Source organism: Clostridium weizhouense, from assembly GCF_019431045.1.
In the GTDB taxonomy this organism is placed as follows: domain Bacteria; phylum Bacillota; class Clostridia; order Clostridiales; family Clostridiaceae; genus Clostridium; species Clostridium weizhouense.
The window spans coordinates 49335-69660 of record NZ_JAHXPT010000015.1; the positions used below are offsets into that span (position 1 = coordinate 49335).

A 20326-nucleotide genomic window follows, 5' to 3' on the forward strand; every position below is an offset into this window, starting at 1 on the left:
GTTATTAAATATAAAGCGTTAGAAAGGAAATGATTTTATGCCAGCTGGAAATGGAGTTAATTGTAGTGATTGTCCTGAAGCAAAGAGTGGAAGATGTGATTCAAAAGATTTGACATGTTTATGCTATAGATGTCCAAGAAAATTAGCACAATGTATTTGTGTTAAGTATTGTAGAGAAACAGAATCAGTATTGTATTTTGATGAGGAATATGAGAGAGATTAAAGTATGCATTTATACATTCTGATGTGAAGCATAATCAAGAAAATAAAAACTTTAGATGCCTAATAAAATTCCCCCATAATATTTTATATGAAATATTATGGGGGAATTTTTATATATGTTATACATTTAAATCTTCAACAGAAGAGTATAGAGTTCTTTAATTTATTAAATAATTATTATTGCAACATATATACAAGTCATATTAAAAAATAATAGAGCTGTATAAATTATCTCTTGGATTTAGTATTTTTTTCATTATCATGTGCCTAAATAAGTATATCAAAGAAAATATATAATAAGAACATTATGGATTTTTAGAGAATATTATAGTTTTATGAAGTAGATTTTAAAATGTACGAGATATATTGAAGGAAGAAATATGTAAAGGTTATATTATATTAATATAAAAATATAATGTTTTAATGTAATTTATTAATAAAAAGAATAATAAAATATAAAATTAATAAAAAAAATTCTAATTTAATACAATAAAGTATTGAATTAGAATAGGATAAGTAGTAAAATGTACAATAACTTATAAGTAAAAAGAAGTTATGTTTTAAGCAAAAGGTTATATCTTAGTATATATATCAGTATTGTCTTAAAATATAGCTAAAAAATAGCAATAGGCAATAAGTATTAAATAATGGGGGGGATTTTTTTATGCATAAAAAATTATTTATTCCAGGGCCGGTTGAGGTACGTGAAGATGTACTTGAAAAAATGTCTACGCCAATGATAGGGCATAGAAGCAAAGATGCTTCAGTTTTACAAAAAAGGATAAGCGATAATTTAAGAAAGTTATTTTATACAAAGAATGAAATATTACTTTCTACAACTTCAGGAAGTGGGCTTATGGAAGGGGCAATACGATCTTGCACAGCTAAGAGGGCAGCTGTATTTTCGGTTGGGGCATTCGGAAAAAGATGGTATGAAATGGCTATTAGTAATAATGTACAAGCTGATTTATTTGAAGTAGAAATGGGAAAAGCTATAGATCCAGAGGAAGTAGATAAAGCTTTAAAAACTGGTAAATATGATTTGGTTGCAGTAACTCATAATGAAACTTCAACAGGAATAATGAACCCAGTTGATAGAATTGGTGAAATGGTGAAAAAATATCCTGATGTTGTATTTATAGTTGATACAGTAAGTTCGGCAGCAGGGACTAAGATAGAAGTTGATAAATGGGGAATCGACGTTTGTATTACATCATCACAAAAAGCACTTGGTTTACCTCCAGGATTATCAGTATGTACTTTCTCAGATAAAGCAAAAGAAAGAGCAGAAAAAGTACCTAATAGAGGATATTATTTGGATTTATTACAATTATATAAGTATATTCAAAAAAAGGATTATCAATATCCATCAACTCCATCACTTTCACATATGTTTGCACTAGATTATCAACTTGATAATATAATTAATAAAGAGGGCTTAGAAAATAGATTTGCTAGACATATTGAAATGGCTAAGATTGTTAGAGAATGGGCTAAAAAATATTTTGATATTTTTCCAGATGAAAATTATTTATCAAATACTCTAACAACTATATCAAATACAAGAGGAATTAATGTTGGGGAATTAAACAAAGAACTCGGTAAGAGAGGATTCCAATTATCTAATGGATATGGTAGTTTAAAGGATAAAACATTTAGAATAGCTCATATGGCAGATTGTACTGTAGAAGATGTAAATGAGCTACTTAAAAATATAGAAGATATTTTGGGGTTATAGTATATTTTAAAATATTTTGAATGCACAATGGAAGATTGACAATTTAGGATGAAATGACCTTGTAATTTCTAAAATATATATTAAAGAAAGCCTGTGGCTTTCAACCATAATTGTGCATTGTCAACTGTCAATTGTCCATTGAAACGTGGCGTAGCCACTTTTGTTCATGATAAGCAATAGCAATAAGTAATTTAAGGGGGCTTTTTTATATATGATTAGGGTATTAACAAACGATGGTTTGCAAAAGAAGTCAATAGATGCTTTAGAAAATTTGGGGATAGAAGTTGTTAATGAACATTTTCAACAAGAAATATTGGGGGAAAAATTAAAGGAATTTGATGCATTAGTTATTAGATCAGCTACTAAGGTTACAGCAGATGTTATTGATGCAGAAAAAGGCGGAAATTTAAAGTTAATTATAAGAGCAGGGGTTGGTATAGATAATATAGATGTACCTTATGCAATGAACAATGGATTATCTATAAATAATACACCATCAGCTAGTTCAGATTCAGTTGCAGAACTTGCTTTAGCTCATATGTTTAGTTTAGCAAGATTTATAGGAATATCTAATTTCACTATGAGAAATAATGAGTGGAATAAGAAAAAATATGAAGGTATCGAGTTATCAGGAAAAACTCTTGGAATTATTGGTATGGGTAGAATAGGACAATCTTTAGCTAAAAAGGCAACAGCTTTAGGTATGAATGTAATATATTATACAATAGAAGGAAAACATGATGACTTAGACTATAAATTTTTAGAGCTAGATGAAGTGCTTAAGGAAGCTGATTTCTTATCTTTACATGTTCCATATGATAAAGAAAATGGACCATTAATAGGAATAAGGGAATTAAAATTAATGAAAAACACTTCATATATAATTAACTGTGCAAGAGGTAAGGTTGTTGATGAAGATGCATTATTAGAAGCACTTGATAATGGGGTTATTGCAGGAGCTGGAATTGATGTATTTGAAGAAGAACCAACTAAAAATGAAAAATTAATTAATCATCCAAATGTTAGTGTAACACCACATATAGGGGCAGCAACTAAGGAAGCACAAAGCAGAATTGGTGATGAAGTGGTTGAAATTATTAAAGACTTCTTTAAGTTATAAAAGAACAATTAAATTTTAAAGAATGATTAAAAAAAGTATATTACACTATAATTATTGGTTTAAGACTATTAATTACAATAAATTTATATATTAAATCAGTGGAAGTAAAATCTTTCACTGATTTTTAATATATATGTTCTAATTAAGTTAATATATTTATAATCTTTTATATAACCTATATATAAGATTATATATTTAATTAATAAAAAGTTATTTGAAACATAATTAAAATTATTAGGTGCATATTTCAATTATTATTTTTATGCACTTCAAAATATATAACATATATAAGAATAATAAATTAATTTTTAGGAGGAATAATGATGGCTGTAGTTAAACCTTTTAAGGGGATCAGACCAGTTAAAGAATTAGCGCCAAAAATAGCAGCTCTTCCTTATGATGTTATGGATAGTGAAGAAGCAAGAGTGATGGTAGAGGGAAATAAATATTCTTTTTTACATGTTGATAGAGCAGAAGTAGATTTAGATCTTTCAATAGATATACATGACAAGAAGGTTTATGAAAAGGCTAAGGAAAATCTTAATAGGATGATTAAAGATAAAGAATATATTCAAGATGAAAAACCTTACCTTTATATTTATAGACAAATAATGAATGGTAGAGCTCAAACGGGAATAGTATTTTGTGCATCAATTGATGATTATTTAAATAATGTAATAAAAAAGCATGAATTTACTAGAGCTGATAAAGAAAAAGATAGAATAAATCATGTTGATTATTGTGATGCAAACACAGGACCAATTTTCTTGACATATAAAGAGAATGATATAGCATCAGAATTAATAAAATCATGGACACAAAAAAAACCGGTATATAATTTTGTGGCTGATGATGGAATAACTCACATTGTTTGGGTTATAGATAATGAAATAATTATTAATGAAATAGTTGAATTATTTAAAGACGTAAAGAATTTTTATATAGCAGATGGACATCATAGATCAGCATCTGCTGTAAAGGTTGGATTAAAAAGAAGAGAAAGTAATCCAAATTATACAGGAGAAGAAGAATTTAATTATTTTTTAGCAGTTGCTTTTCCAGATAATGATTTAATGGTAATGGATTATAATAGAGTGGTTAGGGATTTAAATGGATTAAGTACAGATGAATTAATGGAAAAAATTCAGGAGAAATTTATCATATCTGAATCACTAAATAATGAGTCAATAAAACCTAATAAAAAGCATACATTTGGAATGTATTTAGAAAATAAGTGGTATCTGTTAGAGGCAAAAGATGGTATATATAATGCTGATGATCCAATAGATAGTCTTGATGTAGCAATACTTCAAGATAACATACTAACACCTATTTTGGGAATTGAGGATGTTAGAACATCTGATAGAATTGATTTTATAGGTGGAATTAGAGGAATTAAAGAGCTTGAAAGAAGAGTAAATAAAGATATGAAAGTGGCATTTTCTATGTATCCAACTGAAGTACGTGATATTATGGACGTTGCAGATATTGGAGAAGTAATGCCACCAAAATCAACTTGGTTTGAGCCAAAATTAAGAAGTGGTTTGTTTGTGCATAAATTAAGTTAAATATCCCCATCAAAAAAAGATTAACCAAGAAATAAAAAAGATTGAAGATTTTAAAGCAAAGGGAAAGGAAGAAAGAATCAAGAATATTGATTTTTATATTGAAATTTAAATAAAAAGTAAATAGAGGGGTAAGATTAGAGTATTAAATTTCAACTCTTGAGAGAGTATTGAAATAAGATGTTGATAAATCTTATCCCTTCTTCATATGTCATTTTTTAAATAAAACATAAAGGTTATTAAGATAAATTAATAAGCAGTTAGAAATAGTGATATATTTTAACTGCTTATTTTTTTATTATTACATACTATAAATATTAAATTGGTAATAGTTGTGATATCTTATATTTTGCAATTAGGTATAACTATCATAAATTTTATGATAATAGATAAGAGAATAGTATTAATAAGATTAATGATAATTTAAGGAGATGTATTTATGAATTTAAACTGGATTTGGGAATCCATACTTATATTTGTAGTTGGTACTGCGATTCTAAGAATAGGTGGTAGAAAATCTATTTCTCAGATGACAATATCACAAGTTATAGTAATGATAGGGTTAGGATCATTGCTAATTCAACCTGTAACAGGAAGAGGATTATTAATAACATTTTTAGTAGCACTTGTACTAACAATATTAATGATAATTGCTGAGTATTTAGAGGTTAAGGTGGATTTTTTAGAAACTTTTATTAATGGTAAAGCAGTGCTTGTTATAGAAAATGGTAAACTAAATATTAAAAATTTAAAAAAACTTAGGTTATCAGTAGATAGACTTGAAACAAGATTAAGGCAGGTAGGAATAGCAGCAATAGAAGATGTCAAGTGGGCAACAATTGAAGTTAGTGGCCAATTGGGATATGAGTTAAAAGATAATAAAAAACCTGTAACTCAAGAGGATTTAGGTAATTTAATAAATGAAATATCTCAATTAAGGATAATGGTTAGTAACATAAAGCCTCAGTCGCAGCAAAGTCAAGGTAATAATATTTTTCAAGAGATAGAAAATAAAAAATTTGAGGGTAACAAGAACGAACCCTAAGGTAATATTATGTAGTCAACAATAATATTTGTCAAACTTCAGACTTTATTATAGAGTAGAAAATTTGTGAAGATTTTATGGATGAAAAAATGAAATAGATAGAGAGTGAATTAGTTAAATAAATATTTTTATTTTATAGATTCAAGAAGAAAATTTAGTAAATAAATTCTTTATATGTAAATAAATGTTTTAAAAATTCAATGTTTTATGTTATAGTTTATTCATAAAGTTAAGGAGGTACTGACTGCTAATGGATAATTATGTAACAGTAATAGGCGGATTGAATTTAGATATAGTAGGATTAGCTAAAGATATATATCGGGAAAAAGATTCAAATATTGGAGATATTCAAATGACCGTTGGTGGAGTGGGACATAATATTGCTCAAAACTTAGCTAAGTTAGATGTCCCTACATACTTAATAACCGTTTATGGGGATGATTATTTTGGGAAATTTATATCATCAGAATGTAGTAAGCATGATATTCACTTAGATTATGCTCAATGTATTTTTAATACAAAAAGTTCAACTTATTTATATATAACAGATGACCAAGGAGAGATGGTTACAGCAGTTAATGATATGAAAATTATAGAAAATATTACTCCAGAATTCTTAAAGAGACGTATAAATTTTATTAACAAAGCATCTATTTGTGTGATTGATGGAAATATTCCTAAAGATTCTATTGAGTGGCTTGCAAATAATTGTACTGTACCAATTTTTGTAGATCCAGTATCTATTGCCAAAGTAAATAGATTTGAAAACGTTCTAAACAAGATTGATACTTTTAAACCCAATAAATTAGAAGCAAGTGCTTTATCAGGAATAAAAATTATTGATACTGAAAGTGCTAAAGAAGCAGCTAAAGTTTTATTGAAGAAAGGAATAAAAAATGTCTTTATATCTTTAGGTGAAAAGGGAATTTTGTGTTCAAGAGAAGGAGAAGAGGAGTGTATACCAACTTTAACTTCACATGTAGTGAGTGTAAATGGAGCTGGTGATTGCAGTATGGCAACTATAATATGGGCAAGCTTTCAGTATAAAAATACAATATCATTAAGAAAAGTAGGAATTTTTACTCAGGCAGCAGCTAGTTTAACTGTAGAAGTCACTCAGTCAGTATCTCCAAATTTAAATAGTAAAAATGTAATAGAAAGATCAAGGAAATTTTTTAAAGAGGTGTAAAGATATGAAAAAACAAATTTATTCTTTAGTAAACTATAATGAAAGTGTTGCAACTATGGATGCAGGTGCAGACCATATTGGTTTAGTGCCTATGCAAAGTGGAGGGGTACCAGCCCACCGTGTTCCATTTGATGTTGTAGACCGTATTTTCAATGAGGCAAAAAAACGTGGTGTTAAATGTGTAGCTATTATGTTAAATAAAGATCCAGATGAAATGATTTTTATTGCAAATAGAGTAAAACCAGATATCCTGCATATTGCAGGCATGGAATATACAGCTGATGCAGCTTTTGCTGAAAGATTACATAAAGAATGTCCAGGTGTTGAATTAATGCAGGCCGTTCTTGTAGATGGACCTGAAGCTGTAGAACGTGCAAAAGAATATGCAAAATTCTGTGATTATATCTTAACAGATTCAGGTCTTGCAGCAGATACAGGTATTGGTGCAAGTGGGATGACTCATGATTGGAATATTGATGCTGAGATTGTAAGAACAGTAAATATACCTGTGATTATTGCTGGTGGATTAGGACCAGATAATGTAGAAGAATGTATCAAAGAGGTTAGACCTTATGGTGTAGATTCTTTAACCAAGACAAGCTATAAATACAATGATGGTGTAATGGAAAAAGATATTCCAAAAGTAAAAGAATTTTGTGAAAGAGCAGATAAGATTGCTGAAAAATTAGGATTATAAAAGAAAGCAAATTCCAATTCGCCCTTATACTATAATATCAACACTGTTTTAAAATAGAGTCTATCATTTATACATTTATAAATATGTAGAATATGATAGTTTATTATGTGTAGAATTAAAAATATAGAAGAAAAACAGAAAAAAGATAGAGCATAAAAGTGAGATAATAGAACTTTTAAAGAGTTTTTAGATCTCGGTTTTATGCTCTTTTTATGCTTAGGATTCATAAATATTATGGTAAATTACAAATATAAAATTAGCTAACAGAATCTTGTTCTCTATAATTTACCCAGTTAAATGACTTTAAGTTCATATATTTAAATGCAAAAAACATTAATATCCCACCAACTAAAGTAAATACTATACATTTAATTACTGTGTTAATAGGAAGTGAATCAAGTATATCTAATGGAAATACTAGTAGGTTATTACAAAAGTGAGCGAATATAGTTAAATATATAGATTTAGTTTTTATATAAATATAACCAAAAAATAAACCTAATATAAAAGCATTGATTCCTTGTTGAAAGTTTAAATGCATTATAGCAAATATTAAAGCTGAAATGATTAAGGCTGCTTTATTTGAGTATTTTTTTAGTAATCCATTAAGTATTATTCCTCTATTTATAAACTCCTCCTGTAAAGGGCCTATTATTATAACTACAAAGGTCATATATATTGGATCAAGATTAAAAAGTTCGTTAAAATATTTTGAAATTTCTGGATCAGGGATTAAATCTAATAAGTAAGATAAGTTACCATCAAAAAATATCCTATATCCTAAAATTAATAAAGCTATAAACATAAAATCTCTTTTTGAAAATTTAAATTTACTATTTTGTGTATTAGTAGGATAAGAAAATATTTTATTCATTATAAGTATTGATATTGATGTAACTACTATAGATAAAATTATTTTTATTAATGAATAAATACCACCGTTAAGTTCTTTTAACTTAAATATAGGGATAGAAATTATATCGTTTATTATAATGAAGAAAAGTACAATTGATAGACCTTTGAAAAAGCCTGATTCATAAAAAGAAATTTTGTCGTATTCTAAATTGGTTATGGGTTTAAAGAAATTAAGTTTTGAAAAGTTCATAGTTATTCTCCTAATTTTAATAGTATATTTAATATAATATATTTAAATAAAGTTAAATTTTATTAAAAATAAATCTAAGAATGCAATATTAGGCACATGAAATAAAATAGACCAGCATACTGGTCTATTATTTTTTTTGAACGTGCCTTAATATTAAAAAATTAATTATGCTGTAAAGAATCAAATAGTAAAGCAAAAAATTTTGTTCTTCTTATTTTTTAGGTGTTGCACATTCAGTTGCATGTCCTGTTAGTATATCAATGCCATGAGGAATAGCATCTAAAATTACTTCTAAATTTTCAGAAGCACCTTTAGGACTACCAGGTAAATTTATAATTAATGTTTCATTTCTTATACCAGAAATACCCCTTGATAACATAGCTTTAGGTGTTATTTTTAAAGAGGCAGCTCTCATTGCTTCACCAAATCCAGGGACTAATTTTTCAGATACTTTCAATGTTGCTTCAGGCGTTACATCTCTTTTAGAAAATCCAGTACCACCATTTGTAAGAATCAAGTTAACTTTTAAATCATCACAAAGATAAATTAATTCTTTACTTATCAAATCAATGTCATCAGGTAGTACTTTGTAATAAGTTATAGAATATTTATCTTTTGGAAGAATATTTTTAATAGTTGGTCCTGTAATATCTTCACGTTCACCAACATGTCCTTTATCACTCATAGTAAGTATAGCTGTTTTTATCATAATCATATCTCCTATCAACAATTTTCATATATATTTTAATACACAAGCTATAATCATTTTACATCTAAATAATATTTAAATTAAAACTTACTATTATGTAGAATAATAGAGCAAATAATACCTAATTAGAGTTATACATTTCTACAATACAAATATGGTAAAAAATTAAGAATTATTAAATTAAATTGTTAGATTAGATTCTCTTTTAAAGATATTAATAAATTTAAAATTATATAGTAAAGAGCATTATAGAATTAATTAAAAGGATTTCAATAATATAGGTTGAATATATACATTAGTAAATATATAGAAAAATATGTATTATAAAGTATATATTTAGCAATAAATAATGTTCGAATAAAAAAGTTTATTGCAATATAACTTATAAAAATTTGATCTTATTTATTAATATTTAATAAGAAGGGGATTTGAGATGATTAATATAGAAGAAGCACTAAATATAATTAATAAGGAAACAAAAATACTTGGAATAGAAAAGAGGGATTTATTAGATAGTGTTAATAGAGTTTTAGCAGAAGATATATACTCTAAGGATAATTTACCACCATTTAATAAGTCCTCAAAGGATGGATATGCTATAAAAAGTAGTGATACATTTAACTGTAGTAGAGAGAATAGCTGTAAACTTAAGATAAAAGGTATTATAAAAGCAGGGGATTTTATTGAAGATACTTTAAAAAATGGAGAAGCTTATAAAATAATGACAGGGGCACCAGTACCTAAAGGGGCAGATGCAGTTATAAAAATTGAAGATATTGAAACAGAAGATAATAATCTTTTAATTTTTGAGGAAATAGAAAAGGATAATAATATAATCAAATTTGGTGAAGAAATTAAACTTGGTGATTTAGCAATTAAGAAAGATTGTGTTATAAGACCAGTAGAAATAGGAGCATTAGCATCACTTGGGTACAGTAATATTAATGTTTACAAAGCTCCAACTGTAGCATTAATTATTACTGGTGATGAACTTGTTGATATAAATTCAAATATTGAAAAGGGCCAAATAAGAAATAGTAATGAATATTCATTGAAAGCATTAGTGACAGGTTTAAATGCAGAAGTTTTATCTTTAGGTATTGTTTCTGATGATAAAGAGAATTTAAAAGAAAAAATGAAATATGCATTAGAAAATTCAGATATTGTTATTACTTCAGGAGGAGCATCTGTTGGGGATTATGATTTTGTTAAAGATATTTTAAAAGAAATAGGAGCTGATATTAAATTTTCAAAAATAGCAATCAAACCAGGAAAACCAGTAACATTTGCTACATTTAAGGAAAAATTATTTTTTGCACTTCCAGGGAACCCATCATCTATAATAACAACATTCCAAAAATTTGTTAAACCAAGTATTGAAAAAATGATGGGAAAAGATAATTTTGATTCAGAAGAATTTCCTGTTAAATTAATGTATGATTTTCATGATGAAGTGGGTAGAGAAAAATATGTGTATGTTCAAATAAAAAAGGTAGATGGAAGTTATTGTGCATATAAAGTAGGATCACAGTGTTCTAATCATCTAATGACTATGAGTAGAGCCAATGGAATAGTTATTGTTCCTAAAGAAATTGGAGATGTAAAAGCAGGACAAGTACTTAATGGAAAATTTATATTTAGAAAATAATAAAGAGATATTCTTTCAAAATTATGAATAAGTGTTGAATTTTTAAATAATCACAAAGATAAATTCACTCTCTACTATACAAATTAATATCATCAATTAAGTACTTTATAATAAGTTATATAATATTTATAAATGGTATAACCAACTAGTTTAGTAAGGAACTTATATATTTTAAATAATTTGTCTGTTAAAATTATAGTACAATTAAATAGTTTTTTGAAATAGGTCGTATTTATATTTAAAAATTATCATTATATAGAATGATAAAGAAAATCATGTGCTATTATAATAATATAGTGGAAAATTACAGAATATAGTCGAAAAAGATAAAATATTTATTTGACTATTAAATTTTGTCGGGTTAAAATGGTATTTATAAATACCATTATTATGGCATTGAGGTGTAAGTTTGCTTAGTGAAGAGTTAGAATTACAAGAGAAAATAAGAAAACTATCGATAAAGATTGTTAAATATTATAGAGGAAAAGGTCCTGATAATGTTAAAGTAAATATAAAGGGAAATCTTATAATTATACACATTAAAGGAATACTTTCTAATTTATCTGAAATTTTAGTTAATCAAGGGGCTTGCAATGAAGTGAAAAAATATTGGAAATATATAAAGCCACATCTTGAAGAGGAATTTTTAGATGAAGTTCATAATATTATTGGAAAAGATTTTGATTATGATTGGGAAATATATAATTTAGAAAATAGAGATAGGGAAATAGTAATAAAAATTAATAGAAAAATGGTTTGATTGAAGAGAAAGAAATATCTTAGCTTTTTGATAAGCCAGTACTTTGTGTTAGTAGACACTTTGTACTGGCTTTTTTTATTTTTACAAATATAGTTAAAAAAACAAATATTTTAAATTAAAGGAGAATTTTTTATATGGAAAAGAAAGTGTTAACGGTATGTCCATACTGTGGAAGCGGATGTCAGCTTTATTTAGTAGTAAAAGATGGTGAAATTGTTAGAGCGGAGCCAGCTAATGGAAGAACTAATGAAGGTAAATTATGTTTAAAAGGTCATTATGGTTGGGACTTTTTAAATGATCCTAAAATATTGACTGCTAGAATTAAGCAACCAATGATAAGAAAGAACGGTTTATTAGAAGAAGTATCATGGGAAGAGGCAACTAAGTTTGTTGCAGAAAAGTTAACAGCTATAAAAGAAAAATATGGTCCAGATGCTATTATGGGAACAGGGGCAGCAAGAGGTCCAGGAAATGAAGCTAATTATATAATGCAAAAATTTATGAGAGCTGTAATTGGAACTAACAATGTTGATCATTGTGCAAGAGTTTGTCATGGTCCATCAGTAGCAGGATTATCTTATTCACTAGGTGATGGAGCAATGTCTAATTCTATTGAGGAAATAGAAGATACAGATTTAGTATTTATTTTTGGATATAATGCAGCAGATACTCATCCAATTGTAGCAAGAAGAATAGTTAAAGCAAAAGAAAAAGGAGCAAAAATAATTGTTACAGATCCAAGAATAACTGAAACTTCAAAGTTTGCTGATCTACATTTACCTATAAAAGGTGGAACTAATATGGTATTAGTAAATGCTTTTGGTAATGTATTAATAAATGAAGAGTTATATGATAAAGAATACGTTAGAAATTATACAGAAGGATTTGAAGAATATAAAGAAAATGTTAAAAAGTATACTCCAGAATATGCAGAAAAAATCACTGGTGTTAAAGCTGATGATATAAGAAAGGCTATGAGAGAATATTCAAAAGCAAAAACTGCAACTATTCTTTATGGAATGGGAGTATGCCAATTCTCACAAGCTGTAGATGTGGTAAAAGGATTAGCTTCATTAGCACTTTTAACAGGAAATTTTGGAAAACTTAATGTAGGAATTGGCCCTGTTCGTGGTCAAAATAATGTTCAAGGTTCTTGTGATATGGGAGCTTTACCTAATGTATATCCAGGATATCAAAAAGTTACAGATAAAAAAGTTAAAGAAAAATTTGAGAAAGCTTGGGGCGTTAAGTTATCTGATAAGGTTGGATATTTCTTAACAGAAGTACCTCATCTAGTATTAAAAGAAAATAAATTAAAGGCTTATTACATATTTGGAGAAGATCCAGTACAAAGTGATCCAAATGCAGCTGAATTAAGAGAAGCTTTAGATGAAATGGAATTAGTAATAGTTCAAGATATTTTTATGAATAAAACTGCACTTCATGCTGATGTAGTTTTGCCAGCAACTAGTTGGGGTGAACATGATGGAGTTTATTCATCAGCAGATCGTGGATTCCAAAGAATTAGAAAAGCTGTTGAACCAAAAGGCAATGTAAAAACAGATTGGGAAATTATATGTGATATAGCAACAGCCATGGGATATGAAATGAGTTATAAGAATACAGAAGAAATATGGGATGAAATGAGAAGTTTATGTCCAGATTTTGCAGGAGCAAGTTATAAAAAACTTGATGAACTAGGTGGAGTTCAATGGCCATGTCCTAATGAACAACACAAAGGAACTAAATATTTATATTCAGGAAATAAATTTTCAACTGATAATGGAAAAGGAAAGTTATTTGCTTGCGAATGGAGACAACCTATGGAAGTTCCTGATAAAGACTATCCATTAAGTTTATCTACAGTTAGAGAAGTAGGACATTATTCAGTTAGAACAATGACTGGAAATTGTAGAGCATTAAGAAGTTTAGCAGATGAACCAGGTTTTATTAGTATGAGTATTGAAGATGGTGAAAATCTTGGAATAAAAGATGGAGAGCTAGTTAGAGTAACTTCAAGAAGAGGTAGTGTTATATCTAGAGCATCAATAAACGAAAGAACGAAGAAAGGATCTACATTTATGACATATCATTGGTGGATAGGGGCTTGTAATGAGTTAACTAATGATTCTTTAGATCCAATATGTAAAACTCCTGAATTTAAATATTGTGCAGTTAAAGTAGAAAAAATTGATGATCAAGATTGGGCAGAATCATATGTAAAAGATGAGTATGAAAAAATAAGAAGAAAAATGAATATAAAAGAATAGAAATTTTATACACATTTATACACGAAAGAAAATAATATAGGAAAAATGTGTGTTATCAAGTAAATATCAGTTGAGAGTGGAGAGTTAAGGGAAAAATTCCCTAATGGAATTTTAAAATATATATTTTTAGAAAGTCTTTAAGACTTTCAACTAAAACTCTAAACTCTCAATTATCAACTCTCAACTAAAAAAAGTGTGGTGTAGCCACTTTGTTCTATTATTGTTTGAAAGGAATTTTAATATGATTAATATAGATGATGCACTAAATATAATTTGTAAAGAAACAAAAATACTTGGAATAGAAAATAAAGATTTATTAAGTAGTATTAATAGAGTTTTGGCAGAAGATATTCATTCTAAAGATAATTTGCCACCATTTAATAAATCAGCTATGGATGGATACGCTATAAAAAGTAATGATACATTTAACTGTAGTAAAGAAAATATTTGTGAGCTTAAGATAAAAGGAATAGTAAAAGCAGGAGATTTTATTAATGATACTTTAAAAAATGGAGAAGCTTATAAGATAATGACAGGGGCTCCAATTCCTAATGGAGCAGATGCAGTTATAGAAATTGAAAAAGTTGAAAGAAAAGAAGATAAACTTTTTATTTTTGAACAGGTAAAGGAAAGTAATAACATAATTAAATTTGGAGAAGAAATTAAAATAGGTGATTTAGCAATTAATAAAAATACTGTTATAAGACCAGTAGAAATAGGAGTATTAGCATCACTTGGATATAGCAGCGTTAAGGTCTATAAGGTACCAACTGTAGCACTTATTATTACTGGTGATGAACTTGTTGATATAAATTCTAAAATCCAAAATGGACAAATAAGAAATAGTAATGAATATTCATTAAAAGCGTTAGTAACAAATTTAAATGCAGAAGCTTTATCTTTAGGGATTGTTTCTGATGATAAAGAAATTTTAAAAGAAAAAATTAAGTATGCTTTAGAAAAAGCAGATATTGTTATTACTTCAGGGGGAGCATCTGTTGGAGACTATGATTTTGTTAAAGATACTTTAAAAGAAATAGGAGCAGATATTAAATTTTCAAAAATAGCAATTAAGCCAGGAAAACCAGTAACTTTTGCTACATTTAATGAAAAATTATTTTTTGCACTTCCAGGAAACCCATCATCATTAATAACTAGCTTTGAAAATTTTGTAAAGCCAACTATTGAAAAAGTTATGGGAAAAGAAAATTGTAATTCAGAAGAATTTCCTGTTATTTTAATGGATGATTTTAAAGGAAAACCAGGCAGACAAAAATATGTGTATGTTGAAATAAAAAAGAAAGATGGCGTTTATTATGCATATAATATTGGTTCTCAATGTTCTAATCATTTAATGACAATGAGTAGAGCTAATGGATTAATAATTATACCTAAAGAATTTGGAAATGCTAAAGCAGGAGAAGTTTTTAATGGAAAATTTATATTTAAAAAATAATAATCCTTTCATTATTTCAATAGTTGCTACTAAGTCTGGAACAGGAAAAACAACACTGATTGAACAATTAATAAAAATTTTCAAGCTTAGAAAATATAAGGTTGGAGTTTTGAAACATGATGCACATAAGTTTGAAATAGATAAAGAAGGTAAAGATAGTTATAAATTTAGTAAGGCTGGAGCAGATAATGTAATTATTTCATCTTATGAAAAATTAGCTATGATTCAAATTCAAAAAGAGGAAAAGAACATAGAGGATATTATAAAATTTTTTGAAAACATAGATATTGTTATTTTAGAGGGATTTAAAAGTAATAAATATCCGAAAATAGAGGTTCATAGAAAAGAAATTGATAATAAATTACTTTATGAAGATATGAGTTTCAATAAAGAGACTTTTTTAGCTGTGGCAAGCAATGAGACATTAAATTTAGATATTCCTATTCTAAATTTAGATGATGCATATTCTATAGCTAATTTTATTGAGAGAAAAATTCTTGAAAAGGCAGAAAAAAAAGAAAATTATACTGAGTTGTTATTTCCTAAAAGCAAAACAACAATAGATAAAGTTTTAAATTGTAATATTACTAAAATAAAGCAAGATGAAGTATTTGAACTAAATGAAATATTAGTTCGTGAATATGCTTTAAGTATTTTTTTAAATTCAAAGAAATTAACAACATTATTTTGCAGTCCAGAAAAGTTTAAAGAATTGACAATTGGTTTTTTAAGAACAGAGGGAATTATCAATTCTAAGAAGGATATAATTAATCTTAATATAGATGAAACAAATGGAACTGCAAATGTAGAAATAAAAAATCAAGATAATATTAAAGAAAGTTTTCATTCAAAAAAAGTTAAATTACAAGATAATAATATAGATTTTTTTGATGATATAAACTGTAAACCAGTAGATAGCAACATAACTTTAAAATTTAATAAGGTCTTTGAATTCATGAAGAAAAATCTTGATTATTCAGAAGTATTTAAGACAACAGGGGGAGTACATTGCGTATCATTATGCGATACAGAGGATATAAGGGTTATTTCAGAAGATGTAGCAAGACATAATGCACTAGATAAAGTTATAGGAGAAGCTATTATAAAAGACATATCCTTAAAAGATAAAATATTAATATTAAGTGGAAGAGTATCATTAGAAATGATACTAAAAGCAGCAAAATTGCAAATACCAATTATTATATCAAAATCAGCTCCTACAAGTTTATCTTTAGAACTAGCTAAAAGGCTTAATATTACCTTAATAGGTTTTGTTAGAGGTAATAAGATGAACATATATGCAAATAAGCAAAGAATTTTATTTTAGATAGATTAAATTAAGAGAGGCGTGAAGAAGTTTTGAAGTCAAGCGGTAATTCTTTTGTTATAAGTGATAATAGTAAGTGTATAGGTTGTAAAGCTTGCGAATTAGCTTGTTTTGCAGTACATAACAAAGATAATAACGTTGGATTAACAGTAGGAACTGTAAAAGTCCCTGTTATACCAAGATTACATATTGTTAAGGTTAATAAAAAAACAGCACCAATTCAATGTAGACAATGTGAAGATGCTCCATGTGGAAATGTATGCCCAGTAGGAGCTATAAGAAAACAAGATAATATTATTTTTATAGATGAAAAAACTTGTATAGGATGTAAGTCTTGTGTATTAGCTTGTCCTTTTGGAGCAATAGAAGTATTGCCATCATATCAAGATGGAAAATCACTAATGCAAAAAGGTTTAAAAGAAAAATCTGATAATGAATTAAAAAATAAATCAAAGGTTACTGCATATAAATGTGATTTATGTATAGAAACTGGAACTCCTGCTTGTATAAAAGCATGTCCTAAGGATGCTTTAAGTTTGGTTAATACATCAGAAGAAAAGCAAAATAAAAAAATTTCAGCGGCTTTAGGATTAAATAGTTTGGTTAATAAGTTCTAGGCACATTCAAAAAAATAGTGAAGGAGATTTTTTGATGTTACAAAATGTAAATGTAATTAATATAGACGAAGAATTATGTACAGGTTGTAGGCAATGTGCAGAAGTTTGCCCTGTTAATGCAATAGAAGGTGAGTTTGGTAATCCACAAAGAATAAATAATGATATTTGTGTTATGTGTGGACAATGTGTTCAAGCTTGTAGTTCTTATGAACAAATTTTTAATGTTAATGATATTAAAGTCCAAGAAAAGCTTAAAAAGAGAGGGATGTTAGAACAAACAACAGAACCACTTTTTGCAGCTTATAATATGGGACAAGTAAGAAAAGTAAAAGAAATATTAAATGATAGTAGTATACATAAGATAGTACAATGTGCACCAGCAGTTAGGGTTGCATTAGCAGAAGAATTTGGACTACCATTTGGTACATTAACACCAGGAAAAATGGCATCAGCACTTAGAGGCTTAAAGTTTGATAAAATTTATGATACGAATTTTGCAGCTGATTTAACTATAATCGAAGAAGGAAATGAACTTATAAAAAGGATTTTAAAGAAAGAAAAGTTACCTATGTTTACATCTTGTTGTCCAGCATGGGTAAAATTTGCTGAACAAGAATATCCAGAATTATTAAGTCATTTATCAACTTGTAAGTCACCTCAACAGATGGCAGGGGCTATATTTAAAACTTATGGAGCAAAAATTGAAGATATAGATCCAGCTAAAATTTTTACTGTAGCTATTATGCCATGCACATGCAAGGGATATGAAAGTGACAGAAAATATATGGATTCAAGTAGATTTAAGGATGTAGATCTTGTAATAACTACTAGAGAGTTAGCTTACTTAATAAAGGATAAAGGAATTGATTTTAGAAATTTACCAGAAGAAGATTTTGATAAACCTTTAGGAAATTATAGTGGTGCTGGTACTATATTTGGAGTTACTGGCGGAGTTATGGAAGCTGCTATAAGAACAGGATATGAGCTAATAACAAAAGAAGAAATTCCAAAGATAGATTTAGAATTTATTAGAGGGGAAGAAGGAATAAGAGATGCAGTAGTTAATGTAGGAGAGTTACAATTAAAAATTGCTGTAGTTTCAGGCTTAAAGAATGTTATTCCAATACTTGAAAAAGTAAAACAAGGTAAGTGCGAGTATGACTTTATTGAAGTTATGACATGTCCTCAAGGATGTATTAGTGGTGGAGGTCAACCTAAGATTTTATTAAAGGAAAATACACAATTAGCTTATAAAAGTAGGAGAGAAGCAATATATAAACACGATTGTGATATTGAAATTAGAAAATCTCATAAAAATCCTGATATTAAAAAATTATATGATGATTTTTTAAATGAACCTTTGGGACACATTTCTCATGAGTTATTACATACCAAATATACGGTGAGAAAAAAATAAAAAAATATATTAATGCTTTAAATATAGATAGGAGAGTTTAATAATGAATAGTTTTGTTATAGGAGATTCTAATAAATGTATAGGTTGTAAAACATGCCAAGTAGCTTGTGTGGCAGCCCATACAAAAGAAAATATGTTTCTAGGTGATCCAAATGATATGGAATTTAATCCACGTTTAACTGTTGTAAAAAAAGCAAATATTACTGTAGCGGTTCAATGTAGACAATGTGAGAATGCACCTTGTGCAAATGCATGTCCAAACGGTTCTATTACTAATGAAAATGGTGTTATTGTAATTAATAAGGAAACATGTGTTGGATGTAAAACATGTTTAATAGCATGTCCTTTTGGAGCTATTGATATGGTAGTGGAATATAAAGATGGAGAAAAGGTAATGCAAAAAGGGTTAAAATCTATGGATTCTGGGAAGTTAAAGTCTATAGAAAAATTAGTAGCTAATAAATGTGATTTATGCATTGGCAGAGAAAATGGACCAGCTTGCGTGGAAATTTGCCCAACAGCAGCATTAAGAGTTGTTAGCGAAGAAGATTTTAAAGAGTCTGTTAATAAAAAAAGAGTAAATGCACTTAAAGATTTAGCAAATTTAAATAGATAAAATATTTTATTTAAAAGTATATAATTTTTAATAAAATTTATTAATTAGCCAACTACTATAAATAGGAATTTATAGATTACTTAAAAGATTTATATTATAGTTGTTATTCATAATTTAATGTAGAAATCTAAAAATTATGAGTAGCACTATTTTAATGTAAAGACATGTTAATATATTATTTTCTTTTATGTATTTAGAATTTAATTTATTTTAAAGAGGTGCAGTATGGAAAAATTTAAAACAGCAGTGATACTCGCAGGTGGCAAAAGTTCAAGAATGGGTTTTGATAAACAATTTTTAAAGATAAATGAGAAGAGATTAATTAATATTTTAATAGATAATTTAAAAAAAGAATTTGAAGAAATTATTATAGTTACCAACAAGAAAGATGAGTATAAAGATTTTTTATGCAAAATAGTTTGTGATGAAATCAAAGGAAACGGTCCGTTAAGTGGAATTCATGTTGGGCTTAAGGAAAGTAGTTCAAAATATGTTTATTTTATAGCTTGTGATATGCCTAATATAAATTTAAATTATATAAAATTTATGAAAGAAAAAATAAAAAATAAAGATGTAGATGCTTGTATAACTAAAATAAACAATAATTTACAACCTTTTAATGGCTTTTATTCAAAAAATGTAATAAAATATATAAAAAAGGTAATTTTTACCGACAAGAAATCTTTGTTTTATTTAGTTAATAACATAAATACCTTGTATATACAGGAAGATGAGGCTAGGAGATATGATAAAAATTTAGATATGTTTATTAATTTAAACAATTATGAGGATTTAAATAATTTTACAGCAGAGAGGTGAATACTA

Annotated in this window: 18 protein-coding genes; 16 read left to right on the plus strand and 2 right to left on the minus strand. The window is 27.4% G+C overall.

The window, feature by feature from the left end:
- The first annotated feature begins 37 nt into the window (after positions 1 to 37).
- The 7 genes from KYD98_RS15705 to KYD98_RS15735 all read left to right on the plus strand — a co-directional run bounded on the left by KYD98_RS15705 (position 38) and on the right by KYD98_RS15735 (position 7576).
- The gene (locus KYD98_RS15705; RefSeq protein WP_219780997.1) at positions 38 to 223 is read left to right on the plus strand and encodes a hypothetical protein; all 186 of its coding nucleotides are present in this window, start codon (positions 38 to 40) and stop codon (positions 221 to 223) included.
- Between the two features lie 663 nt (positions 224 to 886).
- Positions 887 to 1960 carry a pyridoxal-phosphate-dependent aminotransferase family protein gene (locus tag KYD98_RS15710; protein ID WP_219780998.1) on the plus strand — a complete coding sequence of 358 codons (1074 nt, stop codon included), beginning with the start codon at positions 887 to 889 and terminating at the stop codon, positions 1958 to 1960.
- A 211-nt stretch (positions 1961 to 2171) separates the two neighbouring features.
- Positions 2172 to 3080: a D-2-hydroxyacid dehydrogenase gene (locus tag KYD98_RS15715; protein ID WP_219780999.1), complete on the plus strand. Its 909-nt coding sequence runs from the start codon at positions 2172 to 2174 to the stop codon at positions 3078 to 3080.
- Between the two features lie 323 nt (positions 3081 to 3403).
- The gene (locus KYD98_RS15720) at positions 3404 to 4648 is read left to right on the plus strand and encodes a DUF1015 domain-containing protein (RefSeq protein WP_219781000.1); all 1245 of its coding nucleotides are present in this window, start codon (positions 3404 to 3406) and stop codon (positions 4646 to 4648) included.
- A 436-nt stretch (positions 4649 to 5084) separates the two neighbouring features.
- Positions 5085 to 5690 (plus strand): DUF421 domain-containing protein, encoded by a 606-nt coding sequence (locus tag KYD98_RS15725; protein WP_219781001.1) that lies wholly within the window; start codon positions 5085 to 5087, stop codon positions 5688 to 5690.
- A 250-nt stretch (positions 5691 to 5940) separates the two neighbouring features.
- A complete protein-coding gene (locus KYD98_RS15730) occupies positions 5941 to 6879 on the plus strand; it encodes a carbohydrate kinase family protein (protein ID WP_258049870.1) in 939 nt (312 codons plus the stop codon).
- 4 nt (positions 6880 to 6883) lie between these two features.
- Positions 6884 to 7576: a phosphoribosylanthranilate isomerase gene (locus KYD98_RS15735; RefSeq protein ID WP_219781002.1), complete on the plus strand. Its 693-nt coding sequence runs from the start codon at positions 6884 to 6886 to the stop codon at positions 7574 to 7576.
- Positions 7577 to 7832: 256 nt separating this feature from the next.
- Here the strand turns inward: KYD98_RS15735 and KYD98_RS15740 are convergent, their stop codons facing one another.
- Both KYD98_RS15740 and KYD98_RS15745 read right to left on the minus strand, forming a co-directional pair.
- Positions 7833 to 8681, minus strand: coding sequence for a CPBP family intramembrane glutamic endopeptidase (locus KYD98_RS15740; RefSeq protein ID WP_219781003.1), 849 nt, complete (start codon positions 8679 to 8681; stop codon positions 7833 to 7835).
- Positions 8682 to 8892: 211 nt separating this feature from the next.
- Positions 8893 to 9390, minus strand: a complete 498-nt coding sequence (locus KYD98_RS15745) for a MogA/MoaB family molybdenum cofactor biosynthesis protein (RefSeq protein ID WP_219781004.1) — start codon at positions 9388 to 9390, stop codon at positions 8893 to 8895.
- A gap of 433 nt (positions 9391 to 9823) precedes the next feature.
- Here KYD98_RS15745 and KYD98_RS15750 point away from each other — a divergent pair, with 433 nt between their 5' ends.
- The 9 genes from KYD98_RS15750 (at position 9824) to mobA (ending at position 20320) form a co-directional block, all read left to right on the plus strand.
- Positions 9824 to 11038 carry a molybdopterin molybdotransferase MoeA gene (locus tag KYD98_RS15750; protein ID WP_219781005.1) on the plus strand — a complete coding sequence of 405 codons (1215 nt, stop codon included), beginning with the start codon at positions 9824 to 9826 and terminating at the stop codon, positions 11036 to 11038.
- A gap of 409 nt (positions 11039 to 11447) precedes the next feature.
- Positions 11448 to 11798, plus strand: coding sequence for a Na-translocating system protein MpsC family protein (locus KYD98_RS15755; protein WP_219781006.1), 351 nt, complete (start codon positions 11448 to 11450; stop codon positions 11796 to 11798).
- Positions 11799 to 11932: 134 nt separating this feature from the next.
- Positions 11933 to 14068: a formate dehydrogenase subunit alpha gene (gene fdhF / locus KYD98_RS15760; protein WP_219781007.1), complete on the plus strand. Its 2136-nt coding sequence runs from the start codon at positions 11933 to 11935 to the stop codon at positions 14066 to 14068.
- Positions 14069 to 14309: 241 nt separating this feature from the next.
- A complete protein-coding gene (locus KYD98_RS15765; protein WP_219781008.1) occupies positions 14310 to 15524 on the plus strand; it encodes a molybdopterin molybdotransferase MoeA in 1215 nt (404 codons plus the stop codon).
- Entirely contained in the window at positions 15499 to 16851 is a 1353-nt protein-coding gene (gene fdhD, locus KYD98_RS18455; protein WP_308462466.1) for a formate dehydrogenase accessory sulfurtransferase FdhD, read from the plus strand. The genes KYD98_RS15765 and fdhD overlap by 26 nt, the downstream gene beginning before the upstream one ends.
- Before the next feature lie 32 nt (positions 16852 to 16883).
- Positions 16884 to 17468, plus strand: a complete 585-nt coding sequence (locus KYD98_RS15780) for a 4Fe-4S dicluster domain-containing protein (RefSeq protein WP_219781009.1) — start codon at positions 16884 to 16886, stop codon at positions 17466 to 17468.
- A 34-nt stretch (positions 17469 to 17502) separates the two neighbouring features.
- On the plus strand, positions 17503 to 18885 hold the full coding sequence (locus tag KYD98_RS15785; RefSeq protein WP_219781010.1) for a [FeFe] hydrogenase, group A: 1383 nt from the start codon (positions 17503 to 17505) through the stop codon (positions 18883 to 18885).
- A 43-nt stretch (positions 18886 to 18928) separates the two neighbouring features.
- Positions 18929 to 19501 (plus strand): 4Fe-4S dicluster domain-containing protein, encoded by a 573-nt coding sequence (locus tag KYD98_RS15790; protein WP_219781011.1) that lies wholly within the window; start codon positions 18929 to 18931, stop codon positions 19499 to 19501.
- A gap of 225 nt (positions 19502 to 19726) precedes the next feature.
- Positions 19727 to 20320, plus strand: a complete 594-nt coding sequence (gene mobA, locus KYD98_RS15795) for a molybdenum cofactor guanylyltransferase (protein WP_219781012.1) — start codon at positions 19727 to 19729, stop codon at positions 20318 to 20320.
- The last annotated feature ends 6 nt before the right edge of the window (positions 20321 to 20326 follow it).